The sequence below is a fragment of the Thalassolituus sp. UBA675 genome (genome assembly GCF_002297765.1).
Lineage (GTDB): Bacteria > Pseudomonadota > Gammaproteobacteria > Pseudomonadales > Oceanobacteraceae > Thalassolituus.
The window spans coordinates 66,879-88,402 of the sequence record NZ_DBNJ01000004.1 but is presented as its reverse complement, the minus strand read 5'-3'; the positions used below and the strand labels follow the sequence as shown (position 1 = coordinate 88,402).

The 21,524-nt window shown below is 53.2% G+C and carries 27 protein-coding genes; 13 read left to right on the top strand and 14 right to left on the bottom strand.

What is annotated here, in order from left to right; genetic code table 11:
* The first annotated feature begins 102 nt into the window (after nucleotides 1-102).
* Genes B3007_RS01990 through B3007_RS01970 form a run of 5 tightly spaced genes read left to right on the top strand, consistent with a single transcriptional unit; the run spans nucleotide 103 to nucleotide 3,902 of the window.
* Nucleotides 103-762, top strand: a complete 660-nt coding sequence (locus B3007_RS01990) for a TetR/AcrR family transcriptional regulator (protein ID WP_076516850.1) — start codon at nucleotides 103-105, stop codon at nucleotides 760-762.
* Nucleotides 759-1,820, top strand: coding sequence for a DUF3080 family protein (locus B3007_RS01985; RefSeq protein ID WP_301376677.1), 1,062 nt, complete (start codon nucleotides 759-761; stop codon nucleotides 1,818-1,820). The genes B3007_RS01990 and B3007_RS01985 overlap by 4 nt, the downstream gene beginning before the upstream one ends.
* Nucleotides 1,821-1,845: 25 nt before the next feature.
* A complete protein-coding gene (locus B3007_RS01980) occupies nucleotides 1,846-2,640 on the top strand; it encodes a S1/P1 nuclease (protein ID WP_301376676.1) in 795 nt (264 codons plus the stop codon).
* 12 nt (nucleotides 2,641-2,652) lie between these two features.
* Nucleotides 2,653-2,991, top strand: a complete 339-nt coding sequence (locus B3007_RS01975) for a hypothetical protein (protein WP_273089900.1) — start codon at nucleotides 2,653-2,655, stop codon at nucleotides 2,989-2,991.
* A gap of 17 nt (nucleotides 2,992-3,008) precedes the next feature.
* Nucleotides 3,009-3,902 (top strand): prenyltransferase, encoded by an 894-nt coding sequence (locus B3007_RS01970; RefSeq protein WP_297531702.1) that lies wholly within the window; start codon nucleotides 3,009-3,011, stop codon nucleotides 3,900-3,902.
* A gap of 11 nt (nucleotides 3,903-3,913) precedes the next feature.
* Here the strand turns inward: B3007_RS01970 and tatC are convergent, their stop codons facing one another.
* The 8 genes from tatC to ubiE form a co-directional block, all read right to left on the bottom strand.
* Nucleotides 3,914-4,654 carry a twin-arginine translocase subunit TatC gene (gene tatC / locus B3007_RS01965; RefSeq protein ID WP_297531703.1) on the bottom strand — a complete coding sequence of 247 codons (741 nt, stop codon included), beginning with the start codon at nucleotides 4,652-4,654 and terminating at the stop codon, nucleotides 3,914-3,916.
* A complete protein-coding gene (gene tatB / locus B3007_RS01960) occupies nucleotides 4,651-5,034 on the bottom strand; it encodes a Sec-independent protein translocase protein TatB (RefSeq protein WP_301376675.1) in 384 nt (127 codons plus the stop codon). Before tatB ends, tatC begins: the two co-directional genes overlap by 4 nt.
* Nucleotides 5,034-5,297 (bottom strand): Sec-independent protein translocase subunit TatA, encoded by a 264-nt coding sequence (gene tatA, locus B3007_RS01955; RefSeq protein WP_068440200.1) that lies wholly within the window; start codon nucleotides 5,295-5,297, stop codon nucleotides 5,034-5,036. Before tatA ends, tatB begins: the two co-directional genes overlap by 1 nt.
* A gap of 12 nt (nucleotides 5,298-5,309) precedes the next feature.
* Entirely contained in the window at nucleotides 5,310-5,642 is a 333-nt protein-coding gene (locus B3007_RS01950) for a phosphoribosyl-ATP diphosphatase (RefSeq protein ID WP_076516836.1), read from the bottom strand.
* A 7-nt stretch (nucleotides 5,643-5,649) separates the two neighbouring features.
* The gene (gene hisI, locus B3007_RS01945; protein ID WP_076516834.1) at nucleotides 5,650-6,030 is read right to left on the bottom strand and encodes a phosphoribosyl-AMP cyclohydrolase; all 381 of its coding nucleotides are present in this window, start codon (nucleotides 6,028-6,030) and stop codon (nucleotides 5,650-5,652) included.
* Between the two features lie 89 nt (nucleotides 6,031-6,119).
* Nucleotides 6,120-7,772 carry a ubiquinone biosynthesis regulatory protein kinase UbiB gene (ubiB, locus tag B3007_RS01940; protein ID WP_068440192.1) on the bottom strand — a complete coding sequence of 551 codons (1,653 nt, stop codon included), beginning with the start codon at nucleotides 7,770-7,772 and terminating at the stop codon, nucleotides 6,120-6,122.
* A 2-nt stretch (nucleotides 7,773-7,774) separates the two neighbouring features.
* Nucleotides 7,775-8,401, bottom strand: a complete 627-nt coding sequence (locus B3007_RS01935; RefSeq protein ID WP_068440189.1) for a ubiquinone biosynthesis accessory factor UbiJ — start codon at nucleotides 8,399-8,401, stop codon at nucleotides 7,775-7,777.
* A complete protein-coding gene (ubiE, locus tag B3007_RS01930; protein WP_068440186.1) occupies nucleotides 8,401-9,150 on the bottom strand; it encodes a bifunctional demethylmenaquinone methyltransferase/2-methoxy-6-polyprenyl-1,4-benzoquinol methylase UbiE in 750 nt (249 codons plus the stop codon). The genes B3007_RS01935 and ubiE overlap by 1 nt, the downstream gene beginning before the upstream one ends.
* A gap of 178 nt (nucleotides 9,151-9,328) precedes the next feature.
* Between ubiE and B3007_RS01925 the strand changes: the two genes are divergently transcribed.
* A complete protein-coding gene (locus tag B3007_RS01925; RefSeq protein WP_068440183.1) occupies nucleotides 9,329-9,580 on the top strand; it encodes a DUF1145 domain-containing protein in 252 nt (83 codons plus the stop codon).
* A 76-nt stretch (nucleotides 9,581-9,656) separates the two neighbouring features.
* Here the strand turns inward: B3007_RS01925 and B3007_RS01920 are convergent, their stop codons facing one another.
* Nucleotides 9,657-10,739 (bottom strand): OmpA family protein, encoded by a 1,083-nt coding sequence (locus B3007_RS01920; protein WP_068440179.1) that lies wholly within the window; start codon nucleotides 10,737-10,739, stop codon nucleotides 9,657-9,659.
* A gap of 248 nt (nucleotides 10,740-10,987) precedes the next feature.
* On the opposite strand from B3007_RS01920, the gene B3007_RS01915 reads away from it, so the two are divergent.
* The 3 genes from B3007_RS01915 to B3007_RS01905 all read left to right on the top strand — a co-directional run bounded on the left by B3007_RS01915 (nucleotide 10,988) and on the right by B3007_RS01905 (nucleotide 13,398).
* Nucleotides 10,988-12,178, top strand: a complete 1,191-nt coding sequence (locus B3007_RS01915) for a sensor histidine kinase (protein ID WP_301376672.1) — start codon at nucleotides 10,988-10,990, stop codon at nucleotides 12,176-12,178.
* Entirely contained in the window at nucleotides 12,175-12,771 is a 597-nt protein-coding gene (locus B3007_RS01910) for a response regulator (protein ID WP_301376671.1), read from the top strand. The genes B3007_RS01915 and B3007_RS01910 overlap by 4 nt, the downstream gene beginning before the upstream one ends.
* Nucleotides 12,772-12,858: 87 nt before the next feature.
* Nucleotides 12,859-13,398, top strand: a complete 540-nt coding sequence (locus B3007_RS01905; RefSeq protein ID WP_301376670.1) for a lipocalin family protein — start codon at nucleotides 12,859-12,861, stop codon at nucleotides 13,396-13,398.
* Here the strand turns inward: B3007_RS01905 and B3007_RS01900 are convergent.
* On the bottom strand, nucleotides 13,370-14,008 hold the full coding sequence (locus B3007_RS01900; RefSeq protein ID WP_297531709.1) for an arylesterase: 639 nt from the start codon (nucleotides 14,006-14,008) through the stop codon (nucleotides 13,370-13,372). The two genes, B3007_RS01905 and B3007_RS01900, sit on opposite strands and share 29 nt — an antisense overlap.
* A 31-nt stretch (nucleotides 14,009-14,039) precedes the next feature.
* Between B3007_RS01900 and B3007_RS01895 the strand changes: the two genes are divergently transcribed.
* Both B3007_RS01895 and B3007_RS01890 read left to right on the top strand, forming a co-directional pair.
* The gene (locus B3007_RS01895) at nucleotides 14,040-14,729 is read left to right on the top strand and encodes an ABC transporter ATP-binding protein (protein ID WP_297531711.1); all 690 of its coding nucleotides are present in this window, start codon (nucleotides 14,040-14,042) and stop codon (nucleotides 14,727-14,729) included.
* The gene (locus B3007_RS01890) at nucleotides 14,729-17,227 is read left to right on the top strand and encodes an ABC transporter permease (protein ID WP_301376669.1); all 2,499 of its coding nucleotides are present in this window, start codon (nucleotides 14,729-14,731) and stop codon (nucleotides 17,225-17,227) included. The genes B3007_RS01895 and B3007_RS01890 overlap by 1 nt, the downstream gene beginning before the upstream one ends.
* A 30-nt stretch (nucleotides 17,228-17,257) precedes the next feature.
* On the opposite strand, the gene B3007_RS01885 is transcribed toward B3007_RS01890, so the two are convergent.
* Genes B3007_RS01885 through B3007_RS01870 form a run of 4 tightly spaced genes read right to left on the bottom strand, consistent with a single transcriptional unit; the run spans nucleotide 17,258 to nucleotide 20,346 of the window.
* Complete coding sequence (locus B3007_RS01885) at nucleotides 17,258-19,183, bottom strand: M48 family metallopeptidase (protein ID WP_301376668.1); 1,926 nt, start codon at nucleotides 19,181-19,183, stop codon at nucleotides 17,258-17,260.
* A gap of 14 nt (nucleotides 19,184-19,197) precedes the next feature.
* Nucleotides 19,198-19,794 carry a LemA family protein gene (locus B3007_RS01880; protein ID WP_301376667.1) on the bottom strand — a complete coding sequence of 199 codons (597 nt, stop codon included), beginning with the start codon at nucleotides 19,792-19,794 and terminating at the stop codon, nucleotides 19,198-19,200.
* A gap of 31 nt (nucleotides 19,795-19,825) precedes the next feature.
* Nucleotides 19,826-20,152 (bottom strand): YdbL family protein, encoded by a 327-nt coding sequence (locus tag B3007_RS01875; protein WP_301376666.1) that lies wholly within the window; start codon nucleotides 20,150-20,152, stop codon nucleotides 19,826-19,828.
* A 14-nt stretch (nucleotides 20,153-20,166) separates the two neighbouring features.
* A complete protein-coding gene (locus tag B3007_RS01870; protein ID WP_068440156.1) occupies nucleotides 20,167-20,346 on the bottom strand; it encodes a YnbE family lipoprotein in 180 nt (59 codons plus the stop codon).
* 232 nt (nucleotides 20,347-20,578) lie between these two features.
* Here B3007_RS01870 and B3007_RS01865 point away from each other — a divergent pair, with 232 nt between their 5' ends.
* Both B3007_RS01865 and B3007_RS01860 read left to right on the top strand, forming a co-directional pair.
* Nucleotides 20,579-20,980 carry a c-type cytochrome gene (locus tag B3007_RS01865; RefSeq protein WP_348655056.1) on the top strand — a complete coding sequence of 134 codons (402 nt, stop codon included), beginning with the start codon at nucleotides 20,579-20,581 and terminating at the stop codon, nucleotides 20,978-20,980.
* Nucleotides 20,981-21,223: 243 nt separating this feature from the next.
* Entirely contained in the window at nucleotides 21,224-21,499 is a 276-nt protein-coding gene (locus B3007_RS01860; protein WP_301376665.1) for a hypothetical protein, read from the top strand.
* The last annotated feature ends 25 nt before the right edge of the window (nucleotides 21,500-21,524 follow it).

Below are 21,524 nucleotides of genomic sequence, written 5' to 3'. Positions count from 1 at the left end.
TTACTCTAATTCGTCAAGAGGTGTCGTGCGTAGACAAGAAGATTGTCCGTATATACCTTTACTCAGGTTAAAGTAGAGACATGATTATTCTGGAGCGATGTTATGGGCACCCGCGAACGCATCATTGATGTGGCCTTAGAGATGTTTAATGAGAATGGTGAGCGGGCCGTTACAACCAATCATATTGCCTCGCGGCTCGGGATTTCGCCGGGCAATCTCTATTATCACTTTCGCAACAAGCAGGCGATCATCGCCAATTTGTTCGATCGTTACGAGCAGAGAGTTCTGGAGATACTGGCGTTACCGGAAGGGCGAGTCATCGAAACTCAGGATAAGCTGCGTTACCTGACCGACGTCTTCAATGAGCTCTGGGCATACCGTTTTATGCACCGGGATATGGAGCATCTGCTGAGCGCAGACCCGGAGCTTCATGAGCGCTATCGTGGTTTTTTCAGTCACTGTCTGAGGCAGATCGAGAACATCTTTCTGGCGCTCAGTGGTGCGGGGATACTCTCTGCTGATGAACAGGACTGTCAGGATCTGGCGTTGAATACCTGGATTGTCGTCACCTCATGGTTTTCGTTTCTGCAATGCAATCTGTTGTCGGGGGATGAGAGTGTGATCACGCAGGATATGTTGCAGGGCGGAATTTATCAGGTGTTCAGTCTTGAACGTCCCTATCTTACTCCAGATCATCGGGACGACGTACTTGCACTGCAGCGGGCATTTATCCCACGCCCGGACTGGATGCAGCGCCGGTGAAGTCGCTGCGTCTTGTTCTCACCCTGGTTATTGCAGTCGCGCTTTGTGGCTGCTCAGCAGGTGAGCAAGCCGCACTTGATGATTATCTCGAGCGCCTCGGTCGTGCACTACAGGTTGAACCGCCCGAGTCTGATGGTGAGGCACTTCAGGCAGTGCTCGTCGACTTGCCCGGGCGTCGCCAGTTGTCAGTCAACGAGCCCCAGTTAAGCATTAATCTTCTCGACTTTCTCTCACTCTCCTCGTGTGAGTTGGGACGTGTTCTAGGGGCTAACAACAGCTCTCTCGGTAAGCTGGCAGCGCCCAGTCAGAGACTTCATCTACAACGTGACCTGATGCTAAGTGCGCCGGAGTGCATCGACGTTCTGGGGGAGGATGATCCCGAGCTTGCTGAGAAGTTACGTCGCCTTCTGCAGCAGAAATACGATGCCAGAATGACGTATTGGTGGAATGCCTGGCTCTCGTCTGAGGAGTGGCAGGCTTTTCTATCCCGGTCAGAAGGACTGATCCCGATGGCAGAATCCTCAGCGGAAGATCAGACGACATTACTGGCGGCAACCCAGGCTCTCGCGTATGTCGTACAGCAGGGACAACAGTGGCAGTCAGGCGAGTGGAAATACGAATCGGCAGTGATGGAGTCTCATCAGCAACAGATGTTAGCGACAGCGGCCATCGGGCGCTGGCGTTTAACCAATCGAGCACTTATGGATGTGAGCATCAAGGGAGCACGACTTCTTGAGCAGCGCCTTGGCGACCGTCCGCTGTGTCCGGCGGGCCGCCGGACTCCTCAGGCCGAGATTCTGCAGAATGTCTTCCATAAGTATTACGCCGGTGTGCTTCAACCCTATCTGAGTAAAACTGACCGCTTCAGTGCTGAGCTTATCGGTTATCTGAGTGTCATTTCTTCTCTTGCCCCAACCGGTGTTGTCGATGAATGGCAGGTGGATGTCATAAATGTTCTGGAGGAAGAGCGGGCCGCTATGCTCAATGCCCACCGCAGACATGTTACAAAGTGGCAGGACATTCTGGCTCAATGTGCCATGATGCCCGGTTCACAATAACGCTAAGCTGACCCAGAATAGGCCTATGAAGATAAACAGCATACAGCGCGCAGTATTCGCCGTCTTGTTCATGACAGTGTTCGCCTCAGGTGCGCACGCGTTCAGTTATGCCAGTCATGCGGTGGTGTGCGATCTTGCTTATCAGTATGCGGCGCCTGAAACACAGAAAATGATTTCCGGGTTGGTTTGGCAGTCGCGGGAGGCTCGTTCATTCGCGCAATTGTGCGGCTGGCCTGACCGGGTAAGAAAGATAGACGACTATAAGCACACGTCGGTGTGGCACTACATCAACGTTGCGCGTAAGGATACCTCTGTGCATCGTACACATTGCCCGGGCAAGGGATGTGTAACGGAGGAAATACGCGTAATGCAGAAGCGTCTGCAGAGGGCTCCGGATACCGACTGGCAAGCATTGGCGTTTCTCGGGCATTTTGTCGGCGACGTACATCAGCCATTGCACGTCAGCTATTCAGATGACCGTGGCGGCAATCAGACGCGGATATATTATCGGGGCGAGCGCACTAATCTCCATGCGTTCTGGGATCGAGATGTGCCTAGCCTGTCGGGAACTTTAACGGAAGACAGCAATCTTATCGCGTCTTTTTCTGTGGAATTTCTGCGCGAGGGTAGTCCGGAAGACTGGGCCAATGAGTCGCTGGAAAAGACCCGGGAGATCTATCGGAATTACAGGAAAGGCGCCCGTTTCGAAGACGATGATATCGCTGCTGATCGTCATTGGGTCCGGTCGAGACTGCATCTTGCTGCCCGTCGGCTAGCGAAATTGCTGGATCAGTTGGCCCCTGTCAGCGCTGCAGGTTAATCAGGGAAGAATATGAACATAATAAGAATACTCCCTTTATGTTTTCTGACGTCATTCGCAATGGCGGCAGAAGAAGAACGTACTGTCTGCGAGAGTGGAGAGGTATGGCATGCTATTCAGGTGGTATATCCACAAGGATGGAGCTTGCCGTGTGAAGTGCATTTTACGACACCGGAAGAAAAACGGGTGGTCTGGAATGCAAAAACAGCAGAAGGATTTTGTGAGCGCAAAGCGCAGGAGATTGTGCAGCGTCGCAGAAATGCAGGTTGGCAGTGTCACACCGAAACCCTGGTAGACAGCCCTGCTTTGACTGAGAGTAGCCTGATATCGGATTTGCCACCGATGCGGTAAAGCACAGAGACAGCGGCATGGATGCATCAACTTTTACAACGACACTTAAAACGACCCGCCCCCCTTTTCTGATCCTGACCCCCGTTTGCCTGCTGATGGGGTTTGCTGCCTCAGGATACTCTCCTCAATTAAATCCTGATCTGATCTGGGTTGTACTTGGTGCTTTGCTCGCGCATATATCTGTCAATATGCTCAATGAATATCAGGACTTTAAAAGCGGCCTTGATCTTGTCACCGACCGCACGCCGTTCAGCGGCGGAAGCGGAGGTTTGCCCGAACATCCGCAGGCGGCAGGTTGGGTACTGGCCGGAGCTGTCCTGTCATTGTTGTGCGTTGTAATCATCGGTGTTTATCTGTCATTAGCGTACCCCGCCTTGTGGCTGTTGGGCGGCATAGGGGTGCTTCTGGTGTGGTTTTATACCTCGGTCATTAATCGTTTACCCTACCTTTGTTTGTTTGCTCCAGGGCTGGGGTTTGGCGTTCTGATGGTGGTAGGGACGGCTATTGTCGCAGGACTTGAGCAGCCGGTTTGCGTGGCTTTTGGCGCGGCGGTCGTCTTTCTGATGGTAAATAATTTGCTGCTGGCAAATCAGTTTCCTGATATCGAAGCCGATAAAGCACATGGTCGAGAGCATTTGTTGATTCGGTATGGCGTTTCTGCGGGAATTCGGGCCTTTAATATCATGACCTTTTCAGTCGCCGGATTAATTGTGATGGCGGCTATGTCAGGTGTGTGGCCACAATGGGTCTTGCTGGCACTCATTCCATGGGCGCTTACGCTGAAGACGCTGACAGCTCTGAATCAGGAACGTGAGAATATTGCAGCGGCACCAGATGCCTTGGGTATGAATGTGATGGCGACACTGCTGACGCCTGTCGTGTTAGCGTTAGCTTTGCTGCTGAGCCGCTAAAAAGGTCGCTTTTAATCGGCCTCAGAAGCTTCTGTTTCTTGTGTGCGGATTAAGCGTGAAGCAAGAACTCCCGCCTCGAATAGCAGATACATCGGCAGTGCCAGAATAGTCTGTGAAATAACATCCGGTGGTGTTACCAGCATCCCTACGACGAAACAGCCAAGAAAAATATAAGGCCGTTTACCACTGAGAGACTCCACAGTAGTCATGCCGCTGAGCACCATCAGAAAGGTGGCGACCGGAATCTCAAAGGCGATCCCAAAGGCGAAAAAAATCTTCAGCGAGAAGTCGAGAATATTGCTGATGTCGGGCATGAATGAAATACCCTCCGGCCCAATGCCGGTGAAAAAGCCAAACACCAGTGGCAGTACCACAAAATACGCAAAGGCAATGCCTGCGTAGAAAAGCAGAATACTCGACAGCAGGAGAGGAATAGCGAACTTTTTCTCATGCTGGTACAGGCCCGGCGAAATAAAAGCCCATATCTGGTGCAGTATAAAGGGCACTGCAGCCAGAACGGCCAGTACAAAGGTCAGCTTGAAAGGTACCAGAAAGGGCGATGCAACACCCGTGGCGATCATCTGGCCTTCGACCGGCATCAGTACCGACAGCGGCTCAACCAGGATCAGGTAGAGATCGTTGGCGAAATAGAACAAGCCCGCAAAAATCACCAGAACGAGGAGCACCGCACGCAGCAGGCGGTTGCGCAGCTCAACCAGATGGGCAATAAGAGGCTGTTCTTGATCGGTCATTGAGGTTTTTCTTCAGATGGCTTCTTCGAAAGCTCAGGTGTTTTTTCGGCCGCCTGGTCAGTCAGCTGTTCAGGCGTGCTCTCAGTCGATGCAGGCTCTTTTTCCTGCGATGTTTCCTGAGTCACGTTAGGCTTTCTCATGGACGCTGGATTCAGAATGTCTTCATCAAGAAAGGTTGCCGCTGGATCACGAAGTTTGGCTTTCAGCTCTTCGGTGCGGGCTTGCCTTTCCAGATCTTCCTGAAAGTTGCTGACCGAGCGACGCACACGACCAATAATCAGCCCCATCGTGCGGGCTGCTTTCGGCAGCCGCTCCGGGCCGAGTACCAGCAATGCAAGGACGCCGATGACCATCAGCTCCATGAAGCCCATATCAAACATCAGGCTTTATCCTGATCCTTGGTCTTGCTGAATTCTGCGTCTTTTTCCGGAGCTTTCTCAGCTGACTGGCTGGTCAGCGATTCCGGCTTTTTATCGTCCTCGGACACGTCTTTTTCGTCAGGCTTTTCATTCATTGCGTTCTTGAAACCACGGACCGCGCCACCCAGGTCGCCGCCCATATTACGTAGCTTCTTAGTGCCGAAAATCATAATGACGATCGCCAGAATGATCAGGAGTTGCCAGATACTGATACCGCCAAGCATAGTTATTCTCCGTTATTTCTTTGTACGAGAGGCTTTTTCTTCTAAGCCTGACATGTTGAACCGGCGCGCCAGTTCGTTAATGACCGCTTCAGGGCGCTCGCCCAGTTTCGCCAGTGCGACCAGGCTATGGAACCAAAGGTCGGCCGTTTCGTAAATGACCTCTTTATTGTCACCACTGGTCTCAGCATCTTTTGCTGCCAGTATGGTTTCGGTGGCTTCTTCACCCACCTTTTCCAGAATTTTGTTCAGGCCTTTGTGGTACAGGCTGGCGACATAAGAGGAGTCAGCCTCTGCACCTTTGCGTTCTTCCAGAATATCACCTAACTGCTGAAGAATATCGCTCATAAGAATCTCAGTATATGTCACTTGGGTCTTTCAGGACGGGATCTACGTCGACCCAGTCGTTATTTTCGTACACCTTGTAAAAGCAGCTTTCACGTCCGGTGTGGCAGGCAATACCGCCAATCTGCTCAACCTGCATGACGATAACGTCGCTGTCACAGTCGAGGCGCAGTTCGTGAAGCTTCTGTACGTGGCCAGATGATTCACCTTTGCGCCAGAGCTTCTGACGCGAGCGCGAGTAATAAATCGCGCGCTGCTCTTTTGCGGTCAGTTCGAGGGCTTCACGATTCATCCAGGCCATCATCAGGATACGGCCGGTGGCATGATCCTGGGCAATGGCCGGTACTAATCCATCGTTATCCCACTTCACTTTATCAAGCCAGTTCATCATTCAACCCTGTTTCATCTGTTCTGAAACGCGAAGGATACCGTAGAGCGCCGACTGTGCCTAATGCCAAATCTGCGCCCGTGATTCCTGTATCAGCTCTTCAGTACCAGCCATATCAGGCCGGCGGCGCCGATACTTAATCCTGCAATTTCTGGCAGTGCTAATGCGTAAGACTGCCACCACAGCAAGCCGCCAGTAATGGTAGTCATGATCCCTAGTGTCTGGTGGCGCTTTTGTAAACGCTGGGCTTCGAGCGCGGCGTTCAGAACCTCTAATTGCTCCTGCATTCTCAACTGATTCTCATCGAGATGATTGAGGCGGGTCAGGGCACCGTGCATCAGGTTAGGGATCTGCGGCGCTTTTTCTACCCAGCCGGGTAGCTGACGCTTGAACTCTTTCCAGGCGGCTTTCGGACCAAAGCGCTCACGCATCCAGCGTTCAAGGTAAGGTTTGGCGGTTGTCCATAGATCAAGGTCCGGGTACAGCTGTCGGCCCAGCCCTTCGATGTTCAACAGGGTTTTCTGCAGGAGTACCAGCTGCGGCTGAACTTCCATATTGAAGCGTCTGGCGGTCGCAAACAGCTGAATCAGTACCTGCCCGAATGAAATTTCTGACAGAGGCTTCTCGAAGATAGGCTCACAGACACTGCGAATCGATGCGGCGAACTCATGAACTTTTGTCGTTGGCGGCACCCAGCCAGAGTCTACGTGCAGTTGTGCGACCTGATGATAGTCCTGGTTAAAGAAGGCCATAAGGTTCATCGCCAGATAGTGCAGATCTTCGTCGGTGAGGCTGCCAACGATACCGCAGTCGATGGCGATATATTGTGGGCTTGATGGGTTTTCGCGCGAAACAAAAATATTGCCCGGATGCATGTCGGCATGGAAGAAACTGTCGCGGAATACCTGAGTGAAGAAAATCTCTACGCCGCGCTCGGCGAGTAATTTCATATTGGTGTTCTGGGCATACAGCTCGTCGATGTTAGCCACAGGAATACCGTAGATGCGCTCGCTGACCATCACTTTATTGCGCGTGTATTCCCAGTAAACCTCTGGCATGTACAGTAGTTCGGATTCTGAGAAATTACGACGTAACTGAGTTGCGTTAGACGCCTCAATCTGGAGGTTCAGTTCACCGTAAATGGTGTGGCGGTAGTCTTCAACGACTTCAACAGGCTTTAAACGACGGCCTTCAGCGGAGTACTTAACCAGCAGTACAGCCATAAACTCCAGCAACTGCAGGTCGCGTTCAATGGTGTCCTCGATACCCGGACGGACGACCTTAACCACGACTTCTTTACCGGCTTCTGAATTCTCGCCAAAGAGGCGTGCGGCATACACTTGTGCAATGGAAGCGGCCGCGAGCGGCTTTTCGGAAAACTCGGCGAACATCTCGCTGATGGGTTGCCCGAGTTGTTCTTCGATCAGTTTGAGTGCGGTCTCGGTCGGAAAGGGGGCTACATTGTCCTGCAGATTTTTAAGTTCTGCGACAATGTCTTCGGGTATCAGATCCGGGCGTGTGGATAAAATCTGGCCGAATTTAACAAAAATAGGGCCCAAAGCTTCCAGTGCAAGGCGCAAGCGTGCGCCGCGGCTGAGCTTGCTCGGCACCGGACTCAGGCGCCATGGGGCCAGCCACAGCAGAATGCGGATTTTAAGTGGTAGCTGGTCGGTTGGAACAAGAGCATCCAGCCGGTAGCGGGTAAATATGAAGAGTATTTTCCAGAGTCGCCAGAGGTTACCCACGCTCAGTCCTCAGTCTTTTTCTTGTTTTCCAGACCGGCAATCCGGGCTTCTACACGATCCATCATCAGGCGCAGATCATCTGTCTGTGTTGCAAAGTCATCGAGCATGGCTGACGGTGTCACTGCCTTCAGCTCATCTTCGAGGTATTCTTTCGCGGCGGTGCGGTAGGTTGACCCGGTGTCACGGCCCCAGCGCCTGAGGCCACGTAACCCCTTACCGATCTGGTGGGCGACCAGGCTGCCTGTCAGCGGCTGTATGGCAGCTTCCCAATCAATGTCTAACGCCTGTACGGTACGGGTCAGATAGAGTGCGAGCTCGGTATCTCCATCCATATCGATATCGCTGTTGATCAGTTCGTGTGCTTTATCGTCGGCGCGGGCCAGCTCAAGAAAATCCGCCAGCTTGCCACTCAGTACCACCTCGGTGTCTGAGTCGGGTGTCATACTCAGAGCGATACCATCACGCAGCAGGCGAATATTAAAGCGACCCAGGCCCTCTATATCGACGGCGGCCATACGACCTTCCTGACGAGCCAGTCGTGAAAGTGTTGCTGTGTCCTGGCGAAGCGCACGATTAATAAGCCCTTCAACGGGCAGGCACATCGCCTGACTGAAGACCGCCGATAGCATCAGGGTTTGATTCCCCGGTGCAGAGCAACAACACCACTGGTCATGTTGTTGTAGCTGCAGCGCACGAGGCCGGCATCTTCCATCATCCCTTTCAGCGTTTCCTGATCCGGATGCATACGAATGGATTCAGCCAGATACTTGTAACTTTCAGAGTCGTTCGCAACAAGCTTGCCCATAAAAGGCAGGGCGCTGAACGAATACAGGTCGTAGGCCTTGCTCATGACCGGGTTCGTCGGCTTGGAAAATTCGAGGATGAGAAGACGGCCGCCTGGCTTGAGTACACGCGCCATAGAGCGCAGTGCTTTGTCTTTGTCGGTAACGTTACGCAGGCCGAAGGCCATAGTGATTACGTCAAAGCTGTTGTCTTCAAACGGCAGACACTCGGCGTTTGCCTGAACGTATTCGATGTTACCCACGTACCCCTGATCGGTCAGGCGGTCGCGACCGACGTTCAGCATGGATGAGTTGATATCAGCGAGTACAACCTTGCCCTGTGGGCCGACGATGCGTGAAAACTTACGCGTCAGGTCACCGGTGCCACCGGCGAGGTCGAGAATCTGATTACCCGGACGGGCACCACTCATATCGATGGTGATGCGTTTCCAGAGGCGGTGGACGCCGAATGACATCAGGTCGTTCATTACATCGTATTTCGCAGCGACAGAATGAAATACATCAGCCACTTTTCCAGCTTTTTCGTCGACCGAAACGGTCTCGTAGCCGAAATGAGTTGTTTTATTGTCGGACATGCCTACCTCCCAATCTGGACCGACATTCTAACCAGCCGGCGTGCGAATGTCTGCTTTCATTGGCAACGCAAGGTGGCACAACCGCACCTGTGCAACTGAAATGGCATCAGGCAATCTGCGTCATCATACTTTTCTGACTTCTGGTCAGAAGTTAACTAAGACTTAGCTGGAGCAATAAATGAATACCGTAGCTATGAAAGCAGCAACATTTTTATTCTGGGTACTGGCGATTACTGCCTGGGTGCAGGGTTGGGATGGCTTGCTCGGTTATCTGCCGACCATCGGCCTGATCGTCGCGGGTATTCACGTACTGGAGGTGCTGCTTTTCTGGGTAGCTTTCCGCAAGAAGAGCACCAACGTGCGCCTGGACGCTATTCAGGTTTTTATTTTTGGAATGTTCCATCTTCAGCGTTTTATGCCTAAGTCCTGAGCTGGCTGGCCCAGAACACAAAGCGCAGATCAAAAAAAGGGAGGCCTGAGCCTCCCTGATAATATGCTACAAACCGTTATTCGACGGTCAGTTCAACGCGACGGTTGAGCTGGCGGCCTTCTTCGGTAGTGTTATCAGCAATCGGCTGAGAATCACTCAGCGCTCTCAGTTCAATCGAATCTTTGCTTACGCCACGAGCCATCAGATAGTTACCAATGGTTTTCGCACGTTCCATCGAGATGAACTGATTGAATTCGTCACTGCCAGTCTCGTCGGCATGACCTTTTACGATGATCTTCAGATCTTTATCTTCTTTCGCCTGAGCGGCAATCTGATCCAGGTAAGCAGTCGCTTTGCCCGGCATACCAGCTTTGTTCAGCGGGAAGCGCAGCAGAGCTTCGACGGTTTTGATCAGGTCACAACCATTGCTGCCTACCATGGCCACCTTACCGGTGTCAGCACACTGGTCAACGCTGTCAGCGACGCCATCATTGTCACTGTCTTCAAAAGCAGATTTGGCTGGGATGCCGGCCGCTGTCGCTGGAAGCTCGTTGACCTGTTCTGCGGTCAGCTGGCTGTCGTCAGTCATATTGTTGCTGGCTACTGTGCTACCCGCTGCCGCAGTTGAAGCTGCAGCGACCGCAGCAGAACCGAAACGGTAACCCACTTCGATGACGTAATTCATGTGTTCTGGATATTCGTTGATCATGTCATCGTAACGAATTTCAGCGCGGGCAAAGATACGCTCCGAAGAATCGTATTGCACACCGGCGCCCAGAGAAGCCAGAGCGTTTGAGGCGCTGCCACCGTCGGTGCGCATTTCTTCAAAGCCCAGGCCTGCTGTCAGGTAAGGTTTCAAGGCGTCGTCAGACAGGAAATACAGGCTGCTGAAGCGGAACTGCTCGATATCTGCGCGAGAATCGTCCTGGATGATGGATGGGATAACAAAGCTACCCTCGAGAGCGAGGCTGTCTTTGAGCATGTAACCCAGAGAGAGTTCGTTGGTGTAACTGTGTTTCATGTGATCGCCGAAGTGATCAACACTGATTTCGTTTTCAGTGTGCGCGGCGCCCACCGTGAAGTAGTAAGGTAATTCCTGAGCCATAACTGACGCAGAGGTCGCGGCCAGAATGGCTGCGCTAAGTACTGAATGTTTCATAATCAATCCCCCAATCGATTGCCCACGAACTTTACCTAAGCTTGCAATTCAAAGCTACAACGGCGACGCGCCGTTCATACACTTGGCAGGCATTTAGCAAGGAAAGCGATCACAAAAGTGGTACTTTATTCGTACTTATTAGCAAAGGCTTAATTACTGACTCCATGGTTTCTGATCCTCATCATTTGCTGACCCAGCGAGGATGAAATACTCTGAGCGCCATAACGATAATAACTGGTATTTCTCACATGGACTCCGTCACACTGCCTTTGCGGATACCCTATATTCTGCGTGCAGGCATCATTATCACGCTGGGCATCAGTGCCTGGGCAATCGCTGCCTACATTGTTTTGTCGGTGTGTCCTCCTGAGCAAAGGATGCTGGCTACTTCATTGATGGCGACCAGCGTTTTCTGCTTCTGTGCTCTGGCATTCCTGGGCACCCGGGAGTTGCTGATGAACAATCTCGCATGGCGCGTCGATAATCGTGACTGGCGGTTCTGGTTGTTTCTGGTGGGGTCACATCTTTGCTCCATTCTTCTGATGGACGTTGCTGAGGTACCTTCCGAAAGTGCGCCCTACGCGGTGTTGATGGTGGTGAACTCGGCGTCTCTTGTTGTCCGTTTTTCACCCAAATATTCACTCAGCTTCAATATGTTGGTCGCCGTGTTGTTTGCGATGCAGTTCCCACAGGATCAATGGCTTATTTTCTGTTTGTGCATGCTTATGCAGCTGGTCTTGTGGAGCTTTGGCCTGAGTATCGTAGTTGAGATCAGTGAGGTCAGGCGTCTGCGGGTTATGGGTGATGAGCTGCGCATGGCACAGGCTCAGATAGCCGAATCTGAACGGATGCTGGAAAGGCGTAATATCCGTCATAACCTGCACGATAATATGGGGCACGAGCTCGCGACTCTGCATATGAATCTTCAGATTCTAGAGCAGCAGGCCGGTCGCTTAGAGTTGTCTGATGATATTGTCGCGCCTCTGGAACGCTCGCGGGATGCCAGCAGGAAGATGTTCGCTGTTCTGGATGACATTGTATCGGGGTTACGTCAGGTGCCTTCCGCTCATTTCTATGATGCTTTAACCGATCTGGTTGATCAGGCTACAACGCTTCAAGTCACGACCTTGTGGGATGAGAAGGTGAAGATCTCCGACCCTCAGTGTTGTGAAACTCTGCTGTCAGTGGTGCGTGAGTTTCTGACCAATGTGATGAAACACTCTGCGGGGCGGGAGGTTGAAATCCGCAGTCACTACAGTAATGGATCTATCGAACTGAAGCTGACAGATCTGGCTGAGTACATGGGTGAGTTCAGCTACGGCAATGGACTTTCAGGTGTGGAAGAGCGAATAGCCGCGATGGATGGCTGCTTTTTGGTCGAAATGTCTGACCAGAATCAACTGACCTGGAGCATCAGGTTGCCGGAGGCCAGCGTATGATGAAACTCGTTCTGGTAGATGATCAGGCTCTGGTACAGCAGGGCGTAGCAACCCTGTTGGAAATGTCGGGGGCGTTCGAGGTCGTTGCCACTCTTGAGTCTGGGCAGGCACTGACGGACTGGTTAGGCGAGCATCCTTCCGGGTGTGATCTGGTACTGCTCGATTTCCATATGCCTGGTCAGGACGGTATAGAAACCCTCAACTCTCTGAAGCCAGCACTCCGTACACCTGTGGTCTTTCTCTCGACCTTCGCGGATGCGGCGCTAAGTCGTGAGGCCCGTCGTAATGGTGCTTCAGGCTGGTTGGCAAAGAGTGTGGAAATAAGTGAGCTGGTCTCCGCGCTTCAGGCCGTGGCGGCTGGTGAACAGGTATTTCCGGCGTTGAACCATCACTCTCAGGATTGGGATCTGAGCGCCCGGGAGTTCGAGGTGGCACGCTGTCTGGTCGCAGGTATGACGAATCAGCAGATCGCAGATCAGTGTTGCTTGAGTCTGGGGACAGTGAAGAACTATACGTCCAATCTTTTCAGTAAACTTGAAGTGGCAAATCGTGCTCAGGCGATTGCGGCACTGCGGGAGCGCGGTATTTCCTGAGCTGACCTGAACTGTGTCTTGTCTTTTGTATTGTTTGTGTATAGCTTTTGTATATATTACTTATGCACACAGACTCAGGAGATAACCATGCAGCACCTCACCCGTCTCATACTGCTTACTCTGACAGCTTTATCTCTGTCAGCCTGCCGTATTGTTGAAACTGTTCCTTTTGTTGATATCCCGCGCTATATGGGGCTCTGGTACCAGATCGCCGCCAATGAAGTCTCGTTTAATGAGGGGCTGGTTGGGGTAACCGCAGAATACACTCTGCTCGAGGACGGCTCGGTCGAAGTGCTGAATAAGGGATATCAGGACACTCTGGACGGCGAACTGAACCAGATCACAGGCAACGCAACCATCTGGGATGAAGAGACGAACTCCAAGCTCAAAGTTGTGTTCCCCGGAGCGCCAGACCTGCCTTACCCGAACTATCTGATTGTTGTTCTGGATGAGGCGGGGTACGAGTATGCGGCGGTCACTGATCCGTTTGAATACACCCTGTTTATACTGAGCCGCTCGCCGGAGATGAGCGAGAACACATACGCAATGATTCTTGGTGAACTGGAAGCACTGGGCGTGGATACGAGCGAGCTTGTTATTACTCCGCAGGCGTTGCCTGAGGAGTAATCAGCTTAAGTACTTCGGGCGCAACATTATCGGCCAGTGTCGGTTGCGCCTCTGTTGTGGGATGAATGCCATCGTCCTGCATCATGCCATCTACTGTCGCCACGCCCTCCAGCAGGAAAGGCACCAGACCTGTGTTGTAACTTCCTGACAGTTCTATATACAGAGTTCTGAAGCCCTCTGTGTATGCTGGCCCATAATTAGGTGGGATCTGCATGCCAGCCAGAATAACCTCCGAGCCCGATTCCTGTGTGGCCTTAATCATGGCCGTCAGATTATTTCTGACCAGCGAGAGTGGTGTACCTCTCAATGCGTCGTTGCCGCCGAGTGCAAGCAGGGTGACGTCGGGTTGATGGCGCTTTAATAAGGCGGGTAAGCGGCTCCGACCGCCAGAGGTGGTATCGCCGCTTATTGCTGCAACGACAACAGTGAGTTGCGGAAACCGGTTCTGCAGTTTCTGCTCTAATAGCAGAGGCCATTGTTTTTCTACCGGGACGCCAAACCCCGCACTGATACTGTCGCCAACAATCAGCAGTTTTGGTGGTTGCTGTGTCTGTTCTTCTGCCTGCACGACCGAACAGACGAACATTGCCAGAGTAATAAACACTGACATTAACGATTTAACTTTCAGGAAACCCTTCGGTATGCCGGACAACACAGATATTACCTCTCTCAGTGCCGATCACTTAGTGAAAACAGTTCGCAGTGGCGAAGAACCTCTGACCATCCTGAAGGGTGTTTCGTTGCATATCAAGCGTGGAGAAAGTGTGGCTATTGTCGGTGCATCAGGCAGTGGTAAGTCGACATTGCTGGGTATTCTTGCGGGCCTCGATTTGCCCACGGAGGGGGAAGTCACGCTGCTCGAGCAACCCATGAGCGGGCTGAACGAAGACCAGCGGGCGGCGATTCGTGCCGGTGGTGTTGCTTTTGTATTCCAGAATTTTCATCTGCTTCAGGGGCTGACAGCGCTTGAGAACGTGATGTTGCCGCTTGAGATCGTCGGCAAAAAGAATGCTGATAAAGAGGCAACCGGGTTGCTTCATTCCGTCGGGTTGGCTGATCGGCTTGCGCACTATCCAAGCCAGTTATCGGGTGGTGAGCAGCAGCGTGTGGCATTGGCCCGTGCCTTCGCTGGGCAGCCCGAAATTCTGTTCGCGGATGAGCCTACTGGCAACCTGGACCGTGCGACGGGCGAACAGGTTGAGTCCCTTTTATTCCGGCTAAACGAAGAATCTTCCACCACTCTGGTGCTTGTTACACACGACGATCGTCTGGCGCAGCGCTGTGACCGGCGCCTGAAAATGGCGGACGGTGTGTTAGAGGAAATTGCCTGATGACAAATACCGCAGGTAGATTCACAGAGCTTCGGCTGGCGTTAAGGTTGATGAGCCGAGAATTGCGTAGTGGCGAGCTCACGCTGATCTTCCTGGCACTGGTACTGGCGGTGACTGTCACTACGGCGATTGCCATATTCAGCCAACGACTGGATCTGGCCATGCAGGCCAGTGCCAATGACATGCTCGGGGCGGACCTCCGGGTTCGTTCGACCACTCCGCTCGAAGAGGACTGGCTGGTGGAGGCCGATGAGCTGGGCCTGGAGCGAGCCCGTACTCTGACGTTCCCCAGTGTGGTTGTCGCCGGTGACGAGATGACGTTGTCGGCGGTGAAAGCGGTCGATGAAGGTTATCCCCTGCGTGGCGAGCTTCTGGTCAGGGGTATTGATGATGAAGTTGCATCCATGCGGTCGTCTGGCCCAGAGCCGGGAGAGGCCTGGGTCGAGGCACGCCTGCTGTCGTTGTTGAATATCGGCCTGGGCGATGAAGCAGATCTGGGTGGCAAAACTTACCGGATCACTGGCCTGATTGAGAAGGAGAGTGACCGGGGAGGCAACTTTTACACCTTATCACCGCGCATCATGGTGCACTGGAGTGAGCTGGAGGGCAGCCCTATGCTGGGGCCCGGCAGCCGTGTGCGCTACCGGCTGATGCTGAGCGGTGATGGCGGTCTGTTGGAGCAGTTTCAAAGCTCGGTCGAGCTGAAAGCCAATCAGTCATTTGAATCCCTGGGTGATGGAAACCGGCAGATGTCGGCTTCTCTCGATCGCGCGCGCCGCTATCTTGGTCTCGCGGCCATTCTTGCCGTCGTTCTCTCGTGTGTTGCGGTTGCGGTCAGTGCTCGCCGTTATGCTGAGCGTCACTTTGATATCAGTGCTTTGATGCGAACCTTTGGCCTGCCGCGGGCCTCAGTGCTTCGCATTTTTCTTGCCCAGCTTCTGATTCTCGGGGGCGCAGCGACCATGTTGGGTGCCTTTTTTGCTTATATTCTGCAGTTAGGTTTATTGCAGGTGTTGTCTGGTCTGATACCGGAAGGCCTGCCGCCAGCAACTCTGAGTGCGTGGGCGCTTGGGCTCAGCGCCGGCCTTTTAGGCCTGTTTGGTTTTGGCGTACCGCACCTGTTGCCCTTGTCTTCAATCAGTCCGCTCCGGGTGCTGCGAAGGGACCTTGTGCCAGTGCCGCTCAAGGGCTGGCTTATTTATGCGCTGGCGCTGGGCTCTCTGACAATTCTGCTTTCTCTTCTGACGCAGGATGTCATGCTCAGTAGCGGCCTGATGATAGGCGGCGCTGCGACGTTACTGATTTTACTTCTGTTATTGCGAGGCGGCCTGAGGCTTGCCGGGCGCCTGTTACGGAACCGAAAGCTTCCGCTCAGCCTCAGGTTTGCCTGGCAGCATCTGAGCCGTAGTCACACCGCAACAGCCGGGCAGCTACTGGCGTTCGCGATGACCCTGATGGTGATGTTGATTATCGGCATGTTGCGCACGGACCTTCTGGCCGACTGGCAACGCAGTATGCCTGACAATGCGCCGAACATTTTTGCCCTGAACATCCAGCCTTTCGAGCGTGATGCATTCTCTGAGTCACTGGCGAATCACAGTATTGAGACGCAGGCTTTGTACCCTATGATTCCCATGCGCCTGGTACAGGTGAACGGTACCCCGGTCAGTGAGATGGACATTGCCGAAGATCGCTCCATCAACCGTGATCTGATTACATCCACGGCTGAAACCCTGCCTGACAATAACGAAGTCGTCGGTGGTGACTGGGCAAAGACTGCCGCAGGCCCGGGGCAGGTCTCTGTTGAGCACGAGCTGGCCGAGCGCCTGGGGCTGGGCTTAGGGGATGTACTGACTTTCCGTGCGGCTGGCGTCGACCTTGATGCAGAAATAACCAGTCTCCGTCGTCTCGACTGGACGGCCATGACACCGAACTTTTTCATGATGCTCTCACCTGATCTGACGGAAGAGTTACCCATGGGCTACATGACCAGCTTCCACCTTGCCGATGAGCATGAGGGCGCACTGGTTTCTCTGATCCGGAAATACCCGGGCATCACCTTTATTGATACCCGCGCGATTCTTTCGCAGGTGCAGACCTTGCTGCAACGACTGACGACCGCAGTCGAGCTAATTCTGGTGTTTGTATTGCTGGGCGCTGTTCTGGTGATGTTATCTGTGTTACTGACATCGACACGCGAGCGACTGACTGAAGGGGCTGTGCTGCGGACCTTAGGTGCAGCGCGGAAACAGCTGCGTCAGGCACAGTGGGTTGAGTTCGCACTCCTGGGTGTACTGTCAGCCGTGTTGGCCTTAATCGGTGCGGAGTTAGTGACGGCGGGTTTGTATATTGGCCTGCTGGATATTCCCTACAGCAGTCTTGGCTGGGCGTGGCTCTGGTTGCCGCCGGCAACGGCCCTTGGATTGGCGATTCCGGGCAGCTTGATGCTGCGCAGAGTCAGTCGGGTTCCGCCGCTGACCGTATTGCGGGAAGGCTGATCTGGATTTGTCTGATTTGAGAACACCCGCTCAGTCGATCAGCTCAGCCGGGTTCTCGAACATGCCGAGCGGAGTTTCCAGAATAGCGCCCAGGGTGCGTATCATGTCGCGCTCTTCCATCGTGATTTTGCCGTCATGATGCACACACACAGAAATGGCGCGCATGACCCGCTCCCGAACTTCCGGTGCACTTGCGATCAGAGCACTCAATGCTTTATTCAGCGGTTTCAGGCTTTTGTGCGGCGCGTGTTCCGGGTTGCAGTCCCGCATCAGTAGTTGCTCTGATGTAATTCCCGCTTCAAACGCAAGCACCGCAGTCTGATAATTTTTCGTTCCGGCATGGGCGACGTACGCCAGCACAACAGCAATATCATCGGCAAGTGCGTGGGCAGACTTACGCTTCTGACGGAAAGCCGGGAGGGTGCCGAAGTGGCGCCCGAGGTATTGCAGAATCAGCCGGTACAGACACCACTCGAACAGGTCGATCTTGTTATCCAACTGAATCATGCTGACCAGGGTCTGATTCATCGTGCGGTACTGCTTGAGGGACATACGACGCAGTGCCGGCATTGCCCGCTCGACCAGCTCAAGGCGCACCTCTTTGTCTGAGCGTCTGGCTTCATTCAGGTAGCGCAGGGCTTCGCGGAAGGTGTCGCTGCCATGCCTTTGCTGAATCATATTCTGCTGCTCACGCGCCGTCTCTTCGGTCGAGCCACTCATCAGCAACGCAAACACCAGAGCCTCTGCAGACATCGCGTTAATGATCGCGATTTCACTTCTGAGGAGTTCTTCACCGCGTGCTTCGTAAGGTATCGCTTCATATCCGGTATCAGCGTGAGCCACTGCAGTATCTGTACTATCGACGTTTTCAGGTGCCTCGCCCTGTCCGGCAGAGAAACCGCTGATGGCATCGCTGTCGTTGTAGGCAAAGTCCCGAACTTCGATATGCTGCATTCGTGGCTTCAGATAATGCCCGTCCCAGCCCGGCTGAATTTTCTGAATACGTTCATCCAGCGGTGGGTGCGTTGCAAACATGGTGCGGCGAAAGCGCATGACCGGACCAAAAAAGAAGTGCGATACCTCCAGCGCCGACGGTGAACCAACGCGGGAGCCCGCGCCATAACCGATGACTTTGAGAGCGCCACTGATACCATCAGGGTTACGAGTAAACTGCACAGCGGATGCATCCGCAAGAAACTCACGCTGGCGACTGACCGCCGACTTGATCATGCGGCCGAAAAATTCGCCGCCGTAGCCAATCGCCATCAGTGCAAACCCGAAGGCGGCAGCCCGTGGGTCTGTGCGACGTGTCGTAAAACCGCGGTTGTGTGAGCCGCGGACAATCATACGGCCGATTTCACCAATAAACACGATGCCATAGATGATGCCGGTAAGGCGCATGTTCATGCGCATATCACCGTTGAAAATATGACTGAATTCGTGGGCGATAACTCCCTGAAGCTGGTCACGTGTGAGTGCCGATATTGCGCCTCGCGTGACACCAATAACGGCATCGCTCGGCTGGTAGCCTGCGGCAAAGGCGTTAATGCCGGAGTCTTCCATGACGTAAACATCCGGGACGGGCATACCCGAGGCGATAGCCATTTCTTCAACGACATTCAGGAGTCGCCTCTCATCCGCTTCGCGGCTGCCAGGGTCAAGCAGTGTAGCGCCCAGAGAATCTGCCACGTCACTTCCTTTGCTGAGCGATAGCTGCCTGAAAAAACTCGAAATCATGATCACGGCCATCGTCGTGAAGCTGACGACAGCCCAATGCTCGCCATCATAAATCTCAAAGGCCCGTGAGCCCTCGGTTGATGAATAGGTTGCGAAGTGAATACCGGCAATAAACAGCAGGTTAACTGTCAGGACAACGGCGATGACGGCGAGGCTGAACAACAGAATGAGGCGCCCGGTGTTACGGCGCGCCTCTTCCTGATGGCGAAAGAAGTTCATACGTTACGCGGGTCTCAGAAGCTGATCTTGGGTGCGTCTTCGAGAACTTCGCGGTTTTCGAATTCCAGTAGTGTCGCGTCTTCTCTGTGGCCGAAAGCGCCGGCAACGACGACGGCTGGAAAGCTCTGGCGGTAGGTGTTGTAGTCCATGACAGAGTCGTTATACGCCTGACGGGCGAAGGCAATGCGGTTTTCGGTACTGCTCAGTTCTTCGGTGAGCTGCATCATATTCTCGTTTGCCTTCAGCTCCGGGTAAGCTTCCATCACGACATTCAGGCGGCCGAGTGCGCCAGCCAGTGCGCCTTCAGCCCCCATTAACTGAGCCATGCCACCACTGTTCGCAGGGTCGCCACCAATTGCCTTGAGGCCAGCGGCGGCTTCGTTGCGCGCGCTGATCACGGCTTCCAGAGTATCCCGCTCGTGACGGATATACTCTTTCGCTGTTTCAACCAGGTTAGGAATCAGGTCGTAGCGGCGTTTTAATTGCACATCGATCTGAGCGAAGCTGTTCTGAAACCGGTTTTTAAGAGCGACCAGTTTGTTGTACACACTGACCAGTAAAAGAATAAGTCCGGCGATTACTGCCAGTAGAATGATGCCTGTTGTTGTCATTGTCCGTTCTCCGTATGTTCAGGTCAGGGCGTTATCGCTGCCACTGACCTGAACCGTCCATGTAAAATTCGCCGCTGCCCTGAGCTTTTTCAATCAGTTTTTCACCTGCAATCCGCTCGATGTTGACCAGTTGCGTGTTCTGCTTGTTCGCGATTTCCTGATAGCGGGCTTTACGCTTGGCGTTGATATCGACCACCAGAGCGGCCGCTTCGGGGCTGTTTGCACTGATGAGGCCGAGGTAACCATTGGGTTGCTCACCGACAAGGCCCATGTTTTTCGCATCGTCCAGTTCCAGGGCCAGTGCAGCAACACTGAACAACAGGCCAGCGACGAAGGTTGTCATTTTGCTGAGTTTCATCGTCTTCTCCTTGTTCAGAACAGATCGTCTTCGGATTCAAACAGTTGCTCGAGGTCCTTTTCGACCTTTACCCGGACTTCGTGCTCAATTTTGACGTTAAGATTGATGGTAATCGGCTTTTCCGGGGCGGCTACCTTAAGCGTGCAGGCTGTCAGTGGTGCCAGCAACAGCAGAATCAATAGAGGGTTTTTCATGGTCAGAGTCCTTACCTGTCTCAGGCTTACTCTATCTCACGGGGCATGATGTGGGAACGGGCGGGCGTAAGGTTTGGTATAAGAATCACGAAAATAACAGCCTTCAGAGAGCCTCTGAGGCAGAATACTTGCGCTGAATCATGTCCAGTCGTTCAAACCCGGACGATTTGTAGCTATAATGCGTGCACTAAAATTACGACAAGCCTGATTGGCACTGGATGAGGACATCTTCGTGAAGCAACTGAAAGCATTGATTCTGGCGGCCGCCACTCTGGTCATGGCTCAGGCATACGCCGAGAGCGACGCTCAGATTGAGAAAATCCGCGAGCGCATCGCTCCGGTCGGTGAGGTATGTGTAGGCGCTGAATGTGGTGGCGTTGCAGTGGTTGCTGGTGAACCTCGCACGGGTGAAGAAGTTTACAACACTGCCTGTACTGCATGTCACGGTGCTGGTGTACTGGGCGCACCTAAGAAAGGCGATACCGCTGCATGGGATGATCGTCTGGCGAAGGGGATGGATGAAACACTCCAGAATGCCATCAACGGTATTAACGCTATGCCTCCAAAAGGTAACTGCGCGACCTGTTCTGATGATGAAATCCTGAACGCGATCAAGTACATGGCTGGACGTTAATCGTCGTAGTCTGTCTCAAGAGAAACCCGCTTCGGCGGGTTTTTTATGTCTGCTGTTCTTATCAGAAAGTGTGATTGCTGAAAGCCTGTTCGTCGGGAATATTGCACCCAGGATTCTCTGGCAGTGACTGAAATCCGGCTTTGATGTTTTTTTTGTTACCAATGGTTAGCGTTGCTGGAAGCGGCGTCCGTCTTGTCTATAAGTATTCCCATCAAATGAATACCGCTGAAAGAGGGATGTCTTATGGCACATGATGACGATCTGCACGAAGATGAGTTTAACGATCAGGATTCGCACGAGGAATCTGGCGAGCAGGAAACCGGAACAAAAGAGGCCGCCGCCTCAGATGATGATATTGAGTATGGCTCTCAGGCTGCTCGCGAAGCGCTCCGTGAGGCTATGGCGTCAGATGTCGAAGCCTTCCTGGCACGTGGCGGCCGAATTCAGGAAGTCGCTTCGGACGTGATGGGTGATCCTCCACGTAAGCCTCAGACCAACTACGGTAGCCGTCCCATCTGAATCGACTCGTTTGCTATGAGTCTGT

Coding starts and splice junctions, on each gene's coding strand:
- B3007_RS01990 (WP_076516850.1), top strand. CDS start 103: ATGGGCACCCGCGAACGCATCATTGATGTGGCCTTAGAGATGTTTAAT.
- B3007_RS01980 (WP_301376676.1), top strand. CDS start 1,846: ATGAAGATAAACAGCATACAGCGCGCAGTATTCGCCGTCTTGTTCATG.
- B3007_RS01975 (WP_273089900.1), top strand. CDS start 2,653: ATGAACATAATAAGAATACTCCCTTTATGTTTTCTGACGTCATTCGCA.
- B3007_RS01970 (WP_297531702.1), top strand. CDS start 3,009: ATGGATGCATCAACTTTTACAACGACACTTAAAACGACCCGCCCCCCT.
- tatC (WP_297531703.1), bottom strand. CDS start 4,654: ATGACCGATCAAGAACAGCCTCTTATTGCCCATCTGGTTGAGCTGCGC.
- tatB (WP_301376675.1), bottom strand. CDS start 5,034: ATGTTTGATATGGGCTTCATGGAGCTGATGGTCATCGGCGTCCTTGCA.
- tatA (WP_068440200.1), bottom strand. CDS start 5,297: ATGCTTGGCGGTATCAGTATCTGGCAACTCCTGATCATTCTGGCGATC.
- B3007_RS01950 (WP_076516836.1), bottom strand. CDS start 5,642: ATGAGCGATATTCTTCAGCAGTTAGGTGATATTCTGGAAGAACGCAAA.
- hisI (WP_076516834.1), bottom strand. CDS start 6,030: ATGATGAACTGGCTTGATAAAGTGAAGTGGGATAACGATGGATTAGTA.
- B3007_RS01935 (WP_068440189.1), bottom strand. CDS start 8,401: ATGCTATCGGCGGTCTTCAGTCAGGCGATGTGCCTGCCCGTTGAAGGG.
- ubiE (WP_068440186.1), bottom strand. CDS start 9,150: ATGTCCGACAATAAAACAACTCATTTCGGCTACGAGACCGTTTCGGTC.
- B3007_RS01925 (WP_068440183.1), top strand. CDS start 9,329: ATGAATACCGTAGCTATGAAAGCAGCAACATTTTTATTCTGGGTACTG.
- B3007_RS01920 (WP_068440179.1), bottom strand. CDS start 10,739: ATGAAACATTCAGTACTTAGCGCAGCCATTCTGGCCGCGACCTCTGCG.
- B3007_RS01915 (WP_301376672.1), top strand. CDS start 10,988: ATGGACTCCGTCACACTGCCTTTGCGGATACCCTATATTCTGCGTGCA.
- B3007_RS01910 (WP_301376671.1), top strand. CDS start 12,175: ATGATGAAACTCGTTCTGGTAGATGATCAGGCTCTGGTACAGCAGGGC.
- B3007_RS01905 (WP_301376670.1), top strand. CDS start 12,859: ATGCAGCACCTCACCCGTCTCATACTGCTTACTCTGACAGCTTTATCT.
- B3007_RS01900 (WP_297531709.1), bottom strand. CDS start 14,008: ATGTCAGTGTTTATTACTCTGGCAATGTTCGTCTGTTCGGTCGTGCAG.
- B3007_RS01895 (WP_297531711.1), top strand. CDS start 14,040: ATGCCGGACAACACAGATATTACCTCTCTCAGTGCCGATCACTTAGTG.
- B3007_RS01890 (WP_301376669.1), top strand. CDS start 14,729: ATGACAAATACCGCAGGTAGATTCACAGAGCTTCGGCTGGCGTTAAGG.
- B3007_RS01885 (WP_301376668.1), bottom strand. CDS start 19,183: ATGAACTTCTTTCGCCATCAGGAAGAGGCGCGCCGTAACACCGGGCGC.
- B3007_RS01880 (WP_301376667.1), bottom strand. CDS start 19,794: ATGACAACAACAGGCATCATTCTACTGGCAGTAATCGCCGGACTTATT.
- B3007_RS01875 (WP_301376666.1), bottom strand. CDS start 20,152: ATGAAACTCAGCAAAATGACAACCTTCGTCGCTGGCCTGTTGTTCAGT.
- B3007_RS01870 (WP_068440156.1), bottom strand. CDS start 20,346: ATGAAAAACCCTCTATTGATTCTGCTGTTGCTGGCACCACTGACAGCC.
- B3007_RS01860 (WP_301376665.1), top strand. CDS start 21,224: ATGGCACATGATGACGATCTGCACGAAGATGAGTTTAACGATCAGGAT.